The following is a 15,099-nucleotide window of genomic DNA, read 5'->3' as shown; positions in this document are numbered from 1 at the left end:
ACTATGGAAGAATTTATCAAAATCAAGGGCGCCCGCGCCCATAACCTTAAGAACATCAATGTGGATATCCCCCGGGACAAGCTGGTGGTGGTGACGGGGCTGTCGGGGTCTGGCAAGTCCTCTCTGGCTTTTGACACGGTATATGCCGAGGGGCAGCGCCGGTATGTGGAGTCCCTGTCCTCGTATGCCCGGCAGTTTTTAGGGCAGATGGACAAGCCGGACGTGGATCAGATAGATGGGCTTTCCCCAGCTATCTCCATCGACCAGAAAACTACCAGCCACAATCCCCGCTCCACTGTGGGTACGGTGACGGAGATTTACGACTACCTGCGCCTGCTTTACGCCAGGGCTGGGCGGCCCCATTGTCCCAAGTGCGGCAAGCCCATCACCCAGCAGTCCATTGACCAGATGCTGGACCAGCTCAAAGAGCTGCCAGAACGTACGAAGCTCCTGGTCATGGCCCAGGTGGTGCGGGGCAAGAAGGGGGAGCACAAGAAGATCCTCGACCACATCCGCCATGAAGGTTATGTGCGGGTGCGCATTGATGGGGAAATCTTTGATGTCAATGAAGATATCCAGCTGGAGAAGACAAAGAAACACACTATTGAGGTGGTCATTGACCGCCTGGTGGTGCGGGAAGGCATGGAAATGCGTCTGGCAGATTCCCTGGAAACAGCACTGAAGCTGGGGGAGGGGGTGGCCTATGTGCAGGTGGTGGACGGAGACCTCCTGATGTTCAGCGAGAATTTCGCCTGCGTGGACTGCGGCATCAGCCTGCCGGAAATTGCTCCCCGCATGTTTTCTTTCAACAGCCCTTATGGAGCCTGCCCTGTCTGTACTGGTCTGGGCAGTCACATGGAGTTTGACGAGGAGCTGGTGATACCTGACCCGAGTCTCTCCGTAGCTGGTGGGGTCTTTGCCCCTTTGTCCAAGAACAGCCAGTCCTACTCCATGTGTGTGATGAAAGCCATTCTGGAGGAGCGGGGAGACAGTATGGACACCCCTTGGCGGCAGCTGGATGACAATACCAAAGACATTCTTCTGCACGGCTCTGGGAATGAGCGGTTCCGCTTCCACTACACCAATATGTTTGGGGAGTACAAGGAATACAATGTGCCCTTTGAAGGGGTCATGCCTTTGCTGGAGCGCCGCTACCATGAGACGGATTCGGAGGAGATGCGGGAGTCCTATGAGAATTACATGACGGAGATTCCCTGCCAGACCTGCCACGGGGCCAGGCTGAAGCCTGAGGTGCTAGCCATCACCATTGGGGAGAAGAATATCGCCCAGTATACTGACCTGACTATCCGTGAGGCAGACGAATTCCTGACGGAGGCAGAGAAGGACTTCACACCAAGGGAGCAGAAGATTGCCCGGCAGATCCTGAAGGAAATCCATGCCCGGTTGAGGTTTTTGCTGGATGTGGGTCTTGATTACCTGACCCTTTCCCGGGCGGCAGGCACGCTCTCCGGCGGAGAGGCTCAGCGCATACGCTTGGCCACCCAGATAGGTTCCGGTCTTACCGGCGTGCTCTATGTGCTGGACGAGCCCAGCATCGGTCTGCATCAGCGGGACAACAACCGGCTGCTCATGACCCTCAAGCATTTGCGTGATCTGGGCAACACCCTGCTGGTGGTGGAGCATGACGAAGACACCATGAGAGCGGCAGACCAGATCATCGATATCGGCCCGGGGGCAGGCGAGCACGGCGGCAGCATCGTGGCCCAGGGCACGGCAGAAGAAGTGGAAAAGGTCAAAGAATCCATCACGGGGGCATACCTTTCCCGCCGCAAGTTCATTCCCGTGCCCGCCAAGAGGCGTCCCGGTACGGGCAAGTTCCTGGAAGTGGTGGGGGCACAGGAAAACAACCTCAAGAATATTTCCGTGAAATTCCCTCTGGGGACCCTGACTCTGGTGACGGGAGTCTCAGGCTCCGGCAAGTCAACTTTGGTGAACGAAATCCTCTACAAAGGGATTGCTTCCCGCCTTTACCATGCCAAAGGCAAGCCCGGCAGGCACAAGCGCATCAAGGGGCTGGAGAATATCGACAAGATCATAGATATCGATCAGCAGCCCATTGGCCGCACTCCACGCTCCAACCCTGCCACCTATACAGGTGTTTTTGACAGCATCCGCCAGCTTTACAGCCAGACGGCAGAGGCCAAGATGAGGGGGTACAAGGCGGGGCGTTTCAGCTTCAATGTGAAGGGGGGGCGCTGCGAGGCCTGCCGGGGGGACGGCATACTGAAAATCGAGATGCACTTCCTGCCGGATGTTTATGTGCCTTGCGAGATCTGCCATGGTGCCCGCTACAACCGGGAGACTCTGGAAGTGCGCTACAAAGGCAAGACCATTGCCGATGTGCTGGACATGACCATAGATGAAGCGGTGGAGTTCTTCCAGAATGTGCCCAAGATAGCCCGCAAGCTCCAGGTCATCAAGGATGTGGGGCTGGGCTACATCAAGCTGGGCCAGAGCGCCACCACCCTCTCCGGCGGCGAGGCTCAGCGGGTGAAGCTGGCCACGGAGCTTTCCCGCCGCAGCACGGGCCGTACTCTCTATATCCTGGACGAGCCCACCACAGGCCTTCATACGGCAGACATCGACAAGCTACTCCTCATCCTGCACCGTCTGGTGGAGGGAGGCGATACGGTGGTGGTTATCGAGCATAACCTGGATGTCATCAAGACCGCCGACCACATCATCGACCTGGGCCCCGAAGGGGGCAGCGGGGGCGGCACCATCGTGGCAGAGGGTCGCCCGGAGGAAATCGTGAAGGTGCCGGAGTCCTATACAGGCAAATTCCTGAAGCCCTTGTTGGAAGAAAAGCTGTAAAATAGGTATACCTCACACTCTTATGTGATGTGTGGCAGTACGGCATTGCTTTCTGCGGGAAGAAGTGTCATATCGAGAGGAAATGAATTCGCATATCCCCATGTGCTGATGAAGCCATGGGGAGATTTTCTATCTAAGTTTCTGGGCTGGAAAGAATAAGGGTTAAAAAAATGGACTGTGCAAATGCACAGTCCATTTTCGATTGCAGTGGAACGAGGAAGCTTATTTGTTGATAAGCTCCAGGATCTCCTTAGCGCGGCCTTCGGAACCGAGAACGTCCTTGATCTTGTGCTCGACGAGCTCCTTGATGTAGGAACGGCCGTCAGCAACATACTGACGCGGATCGAAGTGCTCCGGATGAGCCATGAAGTGCTCACGGATACCAGCGGTGAGAGCCAGACGCAGGTCGGAGTCGATGTTGATCTTGCAGACTGCGGACTTAGCTGCCTTGCGGAGCTGATCCTCAGGAATGCCGATAGCATCGTCCAGCTTGCCGCCGTTAGCGTTGATGATCTGAACATACTTCGGAATAACGGAAGAAGCACCGTGGAGAACGATCGGGAACTCAGGAATCTTCTTCTCGATTTCAGCCAGGATGTCGAAACGCAGCTCAGGCGGTACGAGAACGCCTTCTGCGTTGCGGGTGCACTGCTCAGGCTTGAACTTGAAAGCACCATGGGAAGTGCCGATAGCGATAGCCAGGGAGTCTACGCCAGTCTCTTTAACGAACTCCTCAACCTCTTCCGGCTGAGTGTAAGCTGCGTCGTGAGCGGCAACCTTGACATCATCTTCGATGCCGGCCAGCTTGCCGAGCTCAGCTTCAACGCAAACACCATGCTCATGTGCGTAAGCAACAACTTCCTGAGTGCGCTTGATGTTCTCTTTGAAATCATAGTGAGAACCATCGAACATTACGGACGTAAAGCCATCATCGATGCAGGCTTTGCAGGTCTCGAAATCAGCGCCATGGTCGAGGTGCAGAGCGATAGGAATATCGTTGACTTCCAAAGCAGCCTCAACAAGGTGACGGAGATACGGGCCTTTTGCATACTTGCGTGCACCAGCGGATGCCTGCAGGATAACAGGAGAGTTCAGCTCAGCAGCTGCCTCGGTGATGCCCTGCACGATTTCCATGTTGTTCACGTTGAAAGCGCCGATAGCGTAGCCGCCCTCGTAAGCCTTCTTGAACATTTCTTTAGTTCCAACTAATGGCATTTTTCATTACCCCCTAATCTTTATGGTCGAATTAACCTTGTCTATTATACCATATAAAAATCATTTACGGTAGAGTTGAAAGATAATTTTTACAAAGTTGCGCCGTTTGTACTGCCTATAGTAGAATAGGTATGAAATAATTCATAGAACGGAAGTGTGAGAATATGGAAGAAAAAGAAAGAGAAGGCCTGCCGAACCTGCAGTGGTTCCCGGGGCACATGAAGAAAGCCCACCCGACTTTGCCACGAAATTTAAAATCAGACACCTAAAAAAGTAAGGAATTTCAAAGGTTTTCCTTGCTTTTTTATTGCTTTTATGTTATAATTATTTAGTAGGTATATATTTACATAAGGAGAGGACTATGTTTGTCGAGCTGTGCAAGAACAATGGCATCCCTTACCTCCGTCTGATGCAAAGCTGCCGGGTTGAAGACAGCCAGGGGCGCAAGGTCTCCCGCAAGAAGACCGTCATGAACATTGGCCCCTTGTCCCGCTTCGATGACGGCAAGCCGGATTTCGTGCAGCGTCTGAAGGATTCATACAAGAACGGAATCCCCATCATTGATTCTCTGCTTCCTTATGTCGATTCCCCACTGCCGCAAAAGCATGTCGTAACTTACGTCGAAGGAGAGGCTGCCTGTATAGGCGCGCCAAAACTCGTTGCCCAGTTTCTGCTTGACCGACTGTTTGGGCAGCTGGGGCTGGACAAGCTTTGTGCAACTTTGAAGCACTCATTGGGACTTACATATGACCTGGCCGGATTCATACGCCTGCTCATTTTCGGGCGCATACTGCAGCCTGCTTCCAAGTGGGAAACCGCACAGCAGAACGAGCAGTATTTTGCCCCGTTGGCAGATGTTTCCTATCCCTACCATATCTACGATGCACTGGATGTGCTGGCGGAGCACAAGGAACAGTTCATCCGCCGGATGCATTCTTCCATCTGCAAATCCGTAGGACGTTCCACGGCGCATATTTACTATGATGTCACGAACTTCTTCTTTGAGATAGAAGATCCAGATCCTGATGAGCGCGTAAACGGTGATACGCAAAAAGGCCTGCGGCAGAAAGGCGTTTCCAAGGAGAATCGCAGAGAGCCAATCGTGCAGATGGGGCTTTTCCTTGATGACAACGGCATCCCCATAACCATTGAGTCATTCCCCGGCAATACCCTTGACCAGGCTACGCTGCGTCCTGCCCTGAAGAAAAGCATGGGGAGACTTGAGACGGAACGTTTTGTTCTGGTGGCTGACCGAGGCATGCATTCTTTCTACAACCTCTGTCATCTTGTCAGGGATGGACAGGGCTACATAGTAAGCAAGAGCATACGCAAGACCCCGAAGGCTGAGAGACATTGGATTCTGGAGCAGGAAGGCTATACATCCAAGGGCAGTTCCTTCCGTCTGAAATCACGTATTCTGACCCGCAGGGTAAAGGATGAGGACGGCAATACCGTGGAACTCAAAGAGAAAGTTGTTGTCTACTGGAGCGAACGCTTCTACAAGCGCGAGTACCACGAGCATAAGAGATTCCTGGATTTTCTGGAGAAACTGCGCAATAACCCGTCAACATTCCGCGTGACGGCAACACAGTCCCGCCAGCTCAAGAAATATTTCAAGAAAGAGTTTGTCCACAAGGAAACCGGGGAGATGATCGAGTCCGGCAAACTGCTGGGCATGCTGGATGAAGAAAAGCTTGAGGAACTAACGGCATACATGGGTTATTACCAGATTGTGACTTCGGAAACAGACATGGCCGATGAAGATGTTGTGGAGGCTTACCACGGGCTGACGCAGATCGAAGACCAGTTCAGGGAAATGAAAGGAACGCTGGCCACACGCCCAATATATGTCTCAACCAGGGAGCATATACAGGCGCATCTCCTGGTATGCATGATGGCATTGACAATGCTCCGCCTGATTCAGAAAAAAGTTTTATCTGCTACCCCTGGCGGAAATGCTGACAGCCTGTGGAGTTACGGCCTTTCTGGCAGACGTGTCCAGTCAGCCCTGCAAAAGTGGCAAATTGACAAACTGCCCGGAGACCTTTACCGATTCAATAACACAATGGATGATGACCTAAAGAAGATACTGTCTGCGTTCTCACTGGATATTGTCCCGAAGCTTTACACAAGAGGTGATTTACGAAAGATGAAGGCTGATATGGACCTTTGAAGTGTAGGTGTATATTATTTTCGAAAAAATAAGCACGAAGCCATATGTACTGTGGCTTCGTGCATTTTTTACGTGGCAAAGTCGGGTTATACCATATAAAAATCATTTACGGTAGAGTTGAAAGATAATTTTTACAAAGTTGCGCCGTTTGTACTGCCTATAGTAGAATAGGTATGAAATAATTCATAGAACGGAAGTGTGAGAATATGGAAGAAAAAGAAAGAGAAGGCCTGCCGAACCTGCAGTGGTTCCCGGGGCACATGAAGAAAGCCCAGCGGCTCATTGAAGAAAATCTCAAGCTGGTGGATGTGGCCATCGAGCTGCTTGATGCCCGCATTCCCTACAGCAGCGCTAATCCCATGCTGGCAGAGATCATCAAGGACAAGCCAAGGCTGGTGGCGCTGAACAAGTCAGATCTGGCTGACCCGGAGCAGACCCGCGCCTGGGTGGCTTATTTCAAGAGCCAGGGCATAGCGGCTGTTTCCATCGATTCCCTGAACGGCAAGGGCATGAAGCAGCTGGTGAAACTGGCAGAGGATCTGGCTCGTCCCAAGACTGAGAAACTGGTGAGCAAGGGGGGCAAGGCCAGGGCTGCCCGCTGTATGATCCTGGGCATTCCCAACGTGGGCAAGTCTTCCCTCATCAATCGGCTGGCAGGCTCCGCCAAGGCCAAGGCTGCCGACAAGCCAGGTGTCACCCGGGCCAAGCAGTGGATCAAGCTGGGCAGCAATCTGGATCTTTTGGATATGCCTGGCATTCTCTGGCCCAAGTTCGAGGATATGACCGTAGGGCTGAAGCTGGCCTTCACGGGAGCCATCAACGACGATATTTACGACAGGGAAAAGGTCACGGCCCTGCTTCTGGAGACCCTGCGTCGTGACCACCCTGAGAGGCTGACAGAGCGCTTCAAGTTCAAGGGTGAGCTGCCGGCAACGGGGCTGGAGCTTTTGGAAGCTGTTGGCAGGAAGCGCGGCTGCCTGGTCAAGGGCGGTGTGGTGGATCTGGAAAAGGCTGTCAATATCGTGCTGACGGAGTTCCGCTCCGGCAAGCTGGGGGCTGTGACCCTGGACGAAGTTCCCGCGGAAGAAAAAGCAGAGGCAGCTGAGGGGAGCGAAAAAAAACTTGATTGATTTATCGAAAATGACGATAAAAGATATTGAGAGGCTTTTTGCGGAAGGTCCTGTGACGGAGGAATTGCTGGAAGCCTGCCGCCAGGACAGCCGCAAGGCAGCAGGCACCATCCTGCGCCGCTATGAAAGAGCACAGAAGGAAAAGGAAAGGCTCCTTTCCCTCTATGATTTCGAGCGCCAGGCCTGGGCAGAAGGCATGGAGATAGTGGCGGGCGTGGATGAGGCAGGCCGTGGCCCCCTGGCAGGGCCTGTGTCTGTGGCGGCAGTGATCCTGCCCCATGAACTGGAGCTGCCCCATCTCAATGATTCCAAGAAGCTCTCCCCTGAGCGGAGGGAGGAACTTTTCGCAGAGATTCAGGAAAAGGCTATAGCCGTGAGCAGCGTGCTGGTGGATGCCAGGACCATCGACAGGGTGAATATCTATCAGGCCACCCTCAACGGCATGTATGAGGCTATCTTCGGCCTCAGCCCGGAGCCCCAGCAGGTGCTGGTGGATGCGGTGCCCCTGGCGGCCCTGCCCATGCCCTCCCGCTCCATCATCAAGGGTGATGCCAAGTCCGCCTCCATTGCGGCGGCTTCTATCATCGCTAAGGTCACCCGTGACCGGCTGATGGACGAATACGACAAGCAGTATCCGGAGTACGGCTTTGTAAGCCACAAGGGCTATGGCACAGCCCAGCATATAGAGGCTCTGAGGAAATACGGCCCCTGTCCCATACACAGAATGTCTTTTGAACCTATAAAATCCATGTTTGAACAGAATCAGCCTTTGTGATTATTATCCTGGAAGGGTGACGAGATATGCCTTTGGAAGCGGGAACACAGGTAAATGTGGGGATTCGCCCGATAGAAAGACCTCAATCTTCAGGCGGTCCTGACCGGGTTGGCCAGCGCACAGGCGGCAGTTCGGCGGAGGCCTTTGCGCCGCGTACCAATGTGGCTTTGCAGGCGGCTGTAGATGATATGGCAAGCATACTGGCAAAAGTAGCCAGCGCTCATACTGAAGCTATGGAAAAAATGCCCAGGAACTGCAGGAAGTCATCAAGAATGTGCTGAAGCAGGCCTTTTCTTTTGAGGAAACCCTGGGGCAGGGGCTGGGCAGTACCGTGGAAAGCCAGCGCTTCACGCAGGAACAGCTGGGAAGTATGGCTAGGATGCTCAGCCAGATGGGGGCAATGGCAGAAAAGGGGGAGGCTCCCGCTGTCAGTGATACTATGCAGGTGCTTCTGACCAATCTCAAGGCCATGGTGAGCAGCGGCAGTGCTGAGGGCAAGATACTGGAGCCGGTGCTGCTGCTGAAGGCTTCCTTTGAGATGCTTTTGGATAAGAATTTTGACGAGCTGCCCCAGGAAATGCAGCAGCTGCTCTTGTCATTGCAGCCCAAAGGCCAGCCTTCCATTATGCCCTTCGAAGAAGGAAGCACTCTGGGATTTCTGAAGCAGCTGGTGCAGTTCTTCATGCCCAGACCAGCCACTACGGAGGGCGGACAGCCGCCTCAGCAGAAACAAGCTCAACAGGGCCAGCGGGGACAGCAGACCCAGCAGGGCCAGGCTGCGCAGCAGGGACAGCAGGGGCAGGCTGCGCAACAGGGGCAACAGATGCAGCAAACGCCCCAGGGGCAGCAGTCTATGCCCCAGCAGGGCCAGCAGATGCAGCAGACACCCCAAGGGCAGCAGCCTATGCCGCAACAGGGCCAGCAGATGCCCCAGGGGCAGCAGGGTCAGCAGATGCAGCAGTCGCCTCAGGGCCAGCAGCCCATGCCGCAACAGGGTCAGCAGATGCAGCAGACTCCCCAGGGCCAGCAGCCCATGATGCAGCAAGGCCAACAGATGCAGCAGATGCCCCAAGGGCAGCAGCCCATGCCCCAGCAGGGCCAGCAGATGCAGCAGACACCCCAGGGGCAGCAGCCTATGCCTCAGCAGGGCCAGCAGATGCAGCAGACACCCCAGGGGCAGCAACCTATGCCTCAGCAGGGCCAGCAGATGCAGCAGACACCCCAGGGGCAGCAGCCTATGCCTCAGCAGGGCCAGCAGATGCAGCAGACGTCCCAGGGGCAGCAGGCAATGCCCCAGCAAGGCCAGCAGATGCAGCATACGCCCCAGGGCCAGCAGCCCATGATGCAGCAGGGCCAGCAGATGCAGCAGACACCCCAGGGGCAGCAGCCTATGCCTCAGCAGGGCCAGCAGATGCAGCATACGCCCCAGGGTCAGCAGCCTATGCCGCAACAGGGCCAGCAGATGCAGCAGACCCCCCAGGGTCAGCAGCCCATGATGCAGCAGGGCCAGCAGATGCAGCAGACGCCCCAGGGACAGCAGCCCATGATGCAGCAGGGCCAGCAGATGCAGCAGATGCCCCAGGGACAGCAGCCCATGCCGCAGCAGGGCCAGCAGATGCAGCAGACGCCCCAGGGCCAGCAGCCCATGATGCAGCAGGGCCAGCAGATGCAGCAGACGCCCCAGGGACAGCAGCCCATGATGCAGCAGGGCCAGCAGATGCAGCAGATGCCCCAGGGACAGCAGCCCATGCCGCAGCAGGGCCAGCAGATGCAGCAGACGCCCCAGGGCCAGCAGCCCATGATGCAGCAGGGCCAGCAGATGCAGCAGATGCCCCAGGGACAGCAGCCCATGCCGCAGCATGGTCAGCAGATGCAGCAGATGCCCCAGGGCCAGCAGCCCATGCCGCAGCAGGGGCAACAGATGCAGCAGATGCCCCAAGGGCAGCAGGCTATGCCACAGCAAGGCCAGCAGATGCAGCAGGCACCCCACCAGGGCCAGCAGCCCATGCCGCAGCAGGGGCAACAGATGCAGCAGGGGCAGCAGATGCAACAGATGCAGCAGGGGCAGCAGATGCAACAGACGCCCCAGGGGCAGCAGCCCATGCCGCAGCATGGTCAGCAGATGCAGCAGATGCCCCAGGGCCAGCAGCCCATGCCGCAGCAGGGGCAACAGATGCAGCAGATGCCCCAAGGGCAGCAGGCTATGCCACAGCAAGGCCAGCAGATGCCCCAGGGCCAGCAGCCCATGCCGCAGCAGGGGCAGCAGATGCAACAGACGCCCCAGGGGCAGCAATCAATGTCACAACAAAATCAGACTCTTCAGCAGGAACCGTTCTTTATGCAACAGCTGCGGATGCAGCATCAGCAGGGGCAGCTCACCCAGCCAAATTCTCCTCAGCAGGAGGCCATGCAGCAGGCCAAGGCACAGCTTATGAGCCAGACTATGGAGAACACTCCTCAGACCATGGAAACCATGAAGGATCTGGCTCAGCTGCTCTTGAAGAACGCCCAGCTTACCCAGCGGGATGCCCAGCTTCTGCAGAATTTTGTCAATGGCCGTCAGAGCACCATGGGGGAGCAGGAGGCCAGACAGCTGCAGCAGCTTATCCGCCTTTGCCAGCAGAACGTGCCCGTCACTGTCCAGCAGGCGGCTTTGCAGCAGAATATACCCGACCTTCCCAGGCTCTATGCCTTTATGCAGCTTTGCGATATGGCTAATACCCGCCAGATGAATGGCAAGCAGCTGAAAAATGCAAGCCGTGACGTAGCGGCTTTCGTGCTGGCCATGCGGGGTTCCATGTCAGGGGATAATTCCGTGGTGCAGGGGCAGCGGGCCCTGAGTTTTATGATGCCCATGTATTTAGGAGAAAATGAGCAGAGCTATCCTTCCTATATTCATGTTTACGACGAGGCCAGGCAGGATCCGGAAACTGGTTATCTGAAAAAGGAAACCTGGCTTAGGCTTTGCGTGCTGACGGAAAATATCGGGGCAGTGGAGCTTACCTGCCGGGTCTTTGACGAAAACCAGCTGGATATGAGGCTTTTCTTCTCGGATTCTGAGATTGCTGATGAATTCCGGGCCAGCATGCAGGATATAAGGCGGGCCCTTAGAGGCTCAGATAATCTGAAACTCAATGAGCTGAAGGTAGGGGCTGTGGGAGAGCGGCGTTTTATCTGAGAAAAGTCTGTCAGCAGGCAGGAATAGCGGGCTGGGAAGCGAATAAGAGCAGAGAGGAAATGGGATAACGAGGCAGGTGAGAGATATGCCCAGGAGGGGGAGCCGTCCCATAGAGGAGCCGGAAACCGATCCTAATGCAGAAGCCAAAGCGGTGGCTCTGCGCTACGATATGGAAAGGGACAGGGCCCCCAAGGTGGTGGCCAAGGGCAGGGGCTATGTGGCGGAAAATATCATGGCGGCGGCTCAAAGGGCTGCTGTGCCGGTATATCAGAACAAGACCCTGGTGAATATGCTGATGGCGCTGGATATAGACAGGGAGATACCCCCGGAGCTCTATCGGGCCATTGCAGAGGTCATGGCTTATGTCTACCGCATAGACAAGCACGCCGGGGAGCGTCGCAAGAAAAACAACCAGAGGTAGAAAAAGAAGGTCCTGCGGATGGATAACAAGAGCCTGGGGAGCCGCGGCGAGGAAGCTGCGGCTCTCTATCTGAAGCGTCACGGCTATGAGATACTTGAGCGGAATTTCAGAGTGCCCGCAGGGGAGATTGACATTGTGGCGGGCATAGGGGATATCCTTGTCTTTGCAGAGGTGAAGACCCGCCGCTCAGGGAAATGCGGCCAGCCTGCCCAGGCTGTGGGCTATCGCAAGCAGCAGAAGATCATCATGACAGCAAAATGGTATTTGAGGCAGAGGCATCTGGAAGAGTGCCCCTGCCGTTTTGACGTGCTGGAAGTCTATGCTCATGGCGAGACCTGCCATATCAGGCATTTGACGGGAGCCTTTGAAGCGTAGAGGAAAGGGGGAGTAGGGATTGTTTGCCAGAACATTCGGAGCGGCTACCCTGGGGGTGGATGGGGTGATCATCACCACGGAGGTTGATGCAAGCTCCGGCCTGCCGGGCATGGATATAGTGGGCTTGCCGGATGCAGCGGTGAAGGAATCAAAGGAACGTGTGCGCACCGCTATCCGCAATACGGGCATCAAGCTGCGGCAGGAGCGGGTCACCATCAACCTTGCCCCGGCAGATCTGAAGAAGGATAGCTCAGGTCTTGATCTGCCCATCGCTGTGGGACTTTTGACGGCCTATGGGACTGTCACCCAGGAAAGTGTGGAGAAGAGCCTTTTTACAGCGGAACTTTCTTTGGAAGGGAAGTGCCGTGGAGTAAAGGGTGTCCTGCCTATGGCGGTGAAAGCCAGGGAGGCGGGCTTTGAAAATATCTTTGTGGCAGAAGAAAATGCAGAAGAAGCTTTGCTGGTAGATGGACTGACGGTGTATGCCCTGAGTGATTTGGGCCAGCTGGTGCGCTACCTGAATGGCCAGGAGGCGCTGGAGCCGGCCAGGCCTCAGCCAGAGGAAAGGGCAGACCGGGATTTTGCGGATGATTTCGCCGATGTGCAGGGGCAGTATCAGGCCAAGCGGGCACTGGAAATCGCTGCTGCAGGAGGCCACAATGTGCTCATGGTGGGGGTGCCGGGTGCAGGCAAGACTATGCTGGCACGGCGTATGAGTTCTATCCTGCCGGAGATGACCAGGGAAGAAGCGTTGGAAGTGACGAAAATCTACAGCATAGCCGGGCTGCTCTCGGGCAAGGGTCTGGTGAAGGAGAGGCCTTTCCGCAGTCCTCATCATACCAGTTCCATGACGGCCCTGATTGGCGGCGGCAGCGTGCCGAAGCCAGGAGAGGTGACGCTGGCTCATCATGGCGTGCTCTTCCTGGATGAGCTGCCAGAGTTCAGCAAGAAGACTCTTGAAGTGCTGCGCGAGCCCATAGAAGACAGGCAGATCACCATTTCCAGGGTTCATGCCTCCCTGACCTTTCCCTCTAGTTTCATCCTGATCGCAGCTGCGAATCCCTGCCCTTGTGGCTGGGCTGGGGACAAAGAAAAGGACTGCAGGTGCACGCCTGCGGAAATCAAGCGTTACAATCAAAAGATTTCAGGCCCGCTGCTTGACCGCATAGATATCCATATCAGGGTGCCCAGGGTGAAGTATGAGGAGCTTTCTTCCAGGAAGCGGGCGGAATCTTCCAGCCAGATACGCAAGAGGGTCTTGGCGGCCAGAGAGGTACAGCTGAAGCGTTTGGGAGCGTACCATCTGTTCTGCAACGCCCAGATGAATCATGCTCTTTTGCAAAAGCTTTGCAACCTGGAACCTCAGGCGCAGAAGCTTCTTGAGCAGGCTTTCAAAAGCCTGAACCTGTCTGCCAGGTCATATGACCGCATTGTGAAGGTGGCCAGGACGATAGCTGATCTGTCCGGGGCGGAAAATATAGAGGCCGGTCATATAGCCGAAGCCATACAGCTCAGGAATGACAGCGACAGTGAGTTTTAAGTGCATTTGCCTATGGAAAAATCTGAAAAATTATGTTATGCTATTAGCTGATGAGACATCGCTCTTTGAGGCGGGGAGAATTTCCCCACCGGCGGTACAGCCCGCAAGCTCCTGATGGTTGGAGCACGACACGGCGAGATTCCGTGGCCGACAGTGAAGCTTTGCTTCTCCGTAGCAGCTGTTGCGGAATAGTCTGGATGAGAAAAGGCATGTTAGGCTTTATTTTGCATGCAAAGACCTCGCAGAAGAGTTTTCTCCTGCGGGGCTTTTTGGTTTGAAGAACTTTGCCTCATTAAATGATTTATAGCGAGGTGAGTTTGGTGACGGATGAAGATTATATGCGGGAGGCTCTGCGGGCGGCGGAAAACGCCCGGGGACGCACTTCGCCCAATCCCCTGGTGGGGGCGGTGATAGTCCGGGAGGGGCGCATCATTGCCACGGGCTGGCACCGTGAGGCAGGGACGCCTCATGCGGAAATCCATGCCCTGCGCATGGCTGGGGAACTGGCCAAGGGGGCAACGCTCTATGTGACCTTGGAACCATGTGCCCACTATGGCCGCACGGGGCCCTGTGCCAAGGCGGTGGCTGAGGCGGGCATCGCCCGGGTGGTGATAGCCCTGCAGGACCCCAATCCCAAGGTGGCAGGCAAGGGCATTGCCATTCTGGAGGAAGCGGGCGTTGAAGTCAAGTGCGGCGTGCTGGCCAGAGAGGCAGCACGGCTCAATGAAGCTTTCCTGAAATGGATTCAGACGGGGCTGCCGCTGGTGGCCATGAAGACTGCCATGAGCCTGGACGGCAAGATTGCCACCTTTACGGGGGCTTCCCAGTGGATTACCGGAGAGGCGGCGCGCCGCAGGGTGCACGAGTACCGGGATGTATATGACGGCATCCTGGCAGGCATTGGTACGGTGCTGGCTGATGACCCCAGCCTCACCACACGGCTGGAAGGCGGCCTGGGAAAAAATCCCGTGCGGATTATCGCAGACAGCATGGCCCGTACGCCGCTTGATTCCAAGCTTTTGACAGATGGTGCGGCACCTGTCCTTATTGCGGTGACGGAAGCTGCCCCTAAAGAAAGAGTGGAAGCTTTGAAGTCGGCTGGCGCTGAGATAATAGTGGCCGGCCCCGGTCCCCAAGTGGATATGGCTTTGCTCATGAGGGCACTGGGGGAGAGGGACATCACCTCTGTTTTTGTGGAAGGCGGTGGCACAGTAAATTTCTCCCTGCTGAAAGCCGGACTGGTGGACAAGGTTTACGCCTTTGTGGCTCCAAAGATCATTGGGGGCAGGGAGGCCAAGACACCTGTAGAAGGGGAGGGCTTTGCAGAGCTTTCGGAAGCTGCAGAGCTTACCCGCCTGGAGGCCGAGACGGTGGGCATAGATGTGCTGCTCACCGGCTATGTGCAGAAGGAAGATATGCCCCTGTGGCTGCAGATGGACGTGGAAGAAAGCTGAGGT

At 55.7% G+C, this 15,099-nt stretch carries 12 protein-coding genes; 10 read left to right on the top strand and 2 right to left on the bottom strand.

Features of this window, described 5'->3' with window-relative positions; translation table 11 throughout:
- Positions 1–3 precede the first annotated feature (3 nt).
- Positions 4–2,835 carry an excinuclease ABC subunit UvrA gene (gene uvrA / locus P159_RS0100240; RefSeq protein ID WP_029540399.1) on the top strand — a complete coding sequence of 944 codons (2,832 nt, stop codon included), beginning with the start codon at positions 4–6 and terminating at the stop codon, positions 2,833–2,835.
- A gap of 222 nt (positions 2,836–3,057) precedes the next feature.
- On the opposite strand, the gene fba is transcribed toward uvrA, so the two are convergent.
- Positions 3,058–4,050 carry a class II fructose-1,6-bisphosphate aldolase gene (gene fba / locus P159_RS0100235; protein ID WP_029540398.1) on the bottom strand — a complete coding sequence of 331 codons (993 nt, stop codon included), beginning with the start codon at positions 4,048–4,050 and terminating at the stop codon, positions 3,058–3,060.
- A gap of 361 nt (positions 4,051–4,411) precedes the next feature.
- Between fba and P159_RS0100230 the strand changes: the two genes are divergently transcribed.
- From P159_RS0100230 to P159_RS20405, 4 genes are all read left to right on the top strand, one after another.
- The gene (locus tag P159_RS0100230; protein ID WP_029540396.1) at positions 4,412–6,223 is read left to right on the top strand and encodes an IS1634 family transposase; all 1,812 of its coding nucleotides are present in this window, start codon (positions 4,412–4,414) and stop codon (positions 6,221–6,223) included.
- A 206-nt stretch (positions 6,224–6,429) separates the two neighbouring features.
- A complete protein-coding gene (ylqF, locus tag P159_RS0100225; protein ID WP_029540394.1) occupies positions 6,430–7,353 on the top strand; it encodes a ribosome biogenesis GTPase YlqF in 924 nt (307 codons plus the stop codon).
- 10 nt (positions 7,354–7,363) lie between these two features.
- Positions 7,364–8,128: a ribonuclease HII gene (locus P159_RS0100220; RefSeq protein ID WP_029540392.1), complete on the top strand. Its 765-nt coding sequence runs from the start codon at positions 7,364–7,366 to the stop codon at positions 8,126–8,128.
- 26 nt (positions 8,129–8,154) lie between these two features.
- Complete coding sequence (locus P159_RS20405) at positions 8,155–8,409, top strand: hypothetical protein (protein ID WP_037376808.1); 255 nt, start codon at positions 8,155–8,157, stop codon at positions 8,407–8,409.
- Between the two features lie 314 nt (positions 8,410–8,723).
- Here the strand turns inward: P159_RS20405 and P159_RS18950 are convergent, their stop codons facing one another.
- On the bottom strand, positions 8,724–10,400 hold the full coding sequence (locus tag P159_RS18950; protein WP_185753555.1) for a hypothetical protein: 1,677 nt from the start codon (positions 10,398–10,400) through the stop codon (positions 8,724–8,726).
- A 66-nt stretch (positions 10,401–10,466) separates the two neighbouring features.
- On the opposite strand from P159_RS18950, the gene P159_RS18145 reads away from it, so the two are divergent.
- From P159_RS18145 to ribD, 5 genes are all read left to right on the top strand, one after another.
- Entirely contained in the window at positions 10,467–11,306 is an 840-nt protein-coding gene (locus P159_RS18145; RefSeq protein WP_051650015.1) for a hypothetical protein, read from the top strand.
- Between the two features lie 85 nt (positions 11,307–11,391).
- Positions 11,392–11,727: an EscU/YscU/HrcU family type III secretion system export apparatus switch protein gene (locus P159_RS0100190; protein ID WP_029540387.1), complete on the top strand. Its 336-nt coding sequence runs from the start codon at positions 11,392–11,394 to the stop codon at positions 11,725–11,727.
- Positions 11,728–11,745: 18 nt separating this feature from the next.
- On the top strand, positions 11,746–12,102 hold the full coding sequence (locus tag P159_RS0100185; protein ID WP_029540385.1) for a YraN family protein: 357 nt from the start codon (positions 11,746–11,748) through the stop codon (positions 12,100–12,102).
- Between the two features lie 19 nt (positions 12,103–12,121).
- The gene (locus tag P159_RS0100180) at positions 12,122–13,642 is read left to right on the top strand and encodes a YifB family Mg chelatase-like AAA ATPase (RefSeq protein WP_029540383.1); all 1,521 of its coding nucleotides are present in this window, start codon (positions 12,122–12,124) and stop codon (positions 13,640–13,642) included.
- A gap of 296 nt (positions 13,643–13,938) precedes the next feature.
- Entirely contained in the window at positions 13,939–15,096 is a 1,158-nt protein-coding gene (gene ribD, locus P159_RS0100175; protein WP_051650014.1) for a bifunctional diaminohydroxyphosphoribosylaminopyrimidine deaminase/5-amino-6-(5-phosphoribosylamino)uracil reductase RibD, read from the top strand.
- Positions 15,097–15,099 lie beyond the last annotated feature (3 nt).

Source organism: Selenomonas sp. AB3002, assembly GCF_000702545.1.
GTDB lineage: Bacteria > Bacillota > Negativicutes > Selenomonadales > Selenomonadaceae > Selenomonas_B > Selenomonas_B ruminantium_A.
Note: the sequence above shows the minus strand (reverse complement) of the source record. Positions and strands in the feature narration are given on the sequence as shown.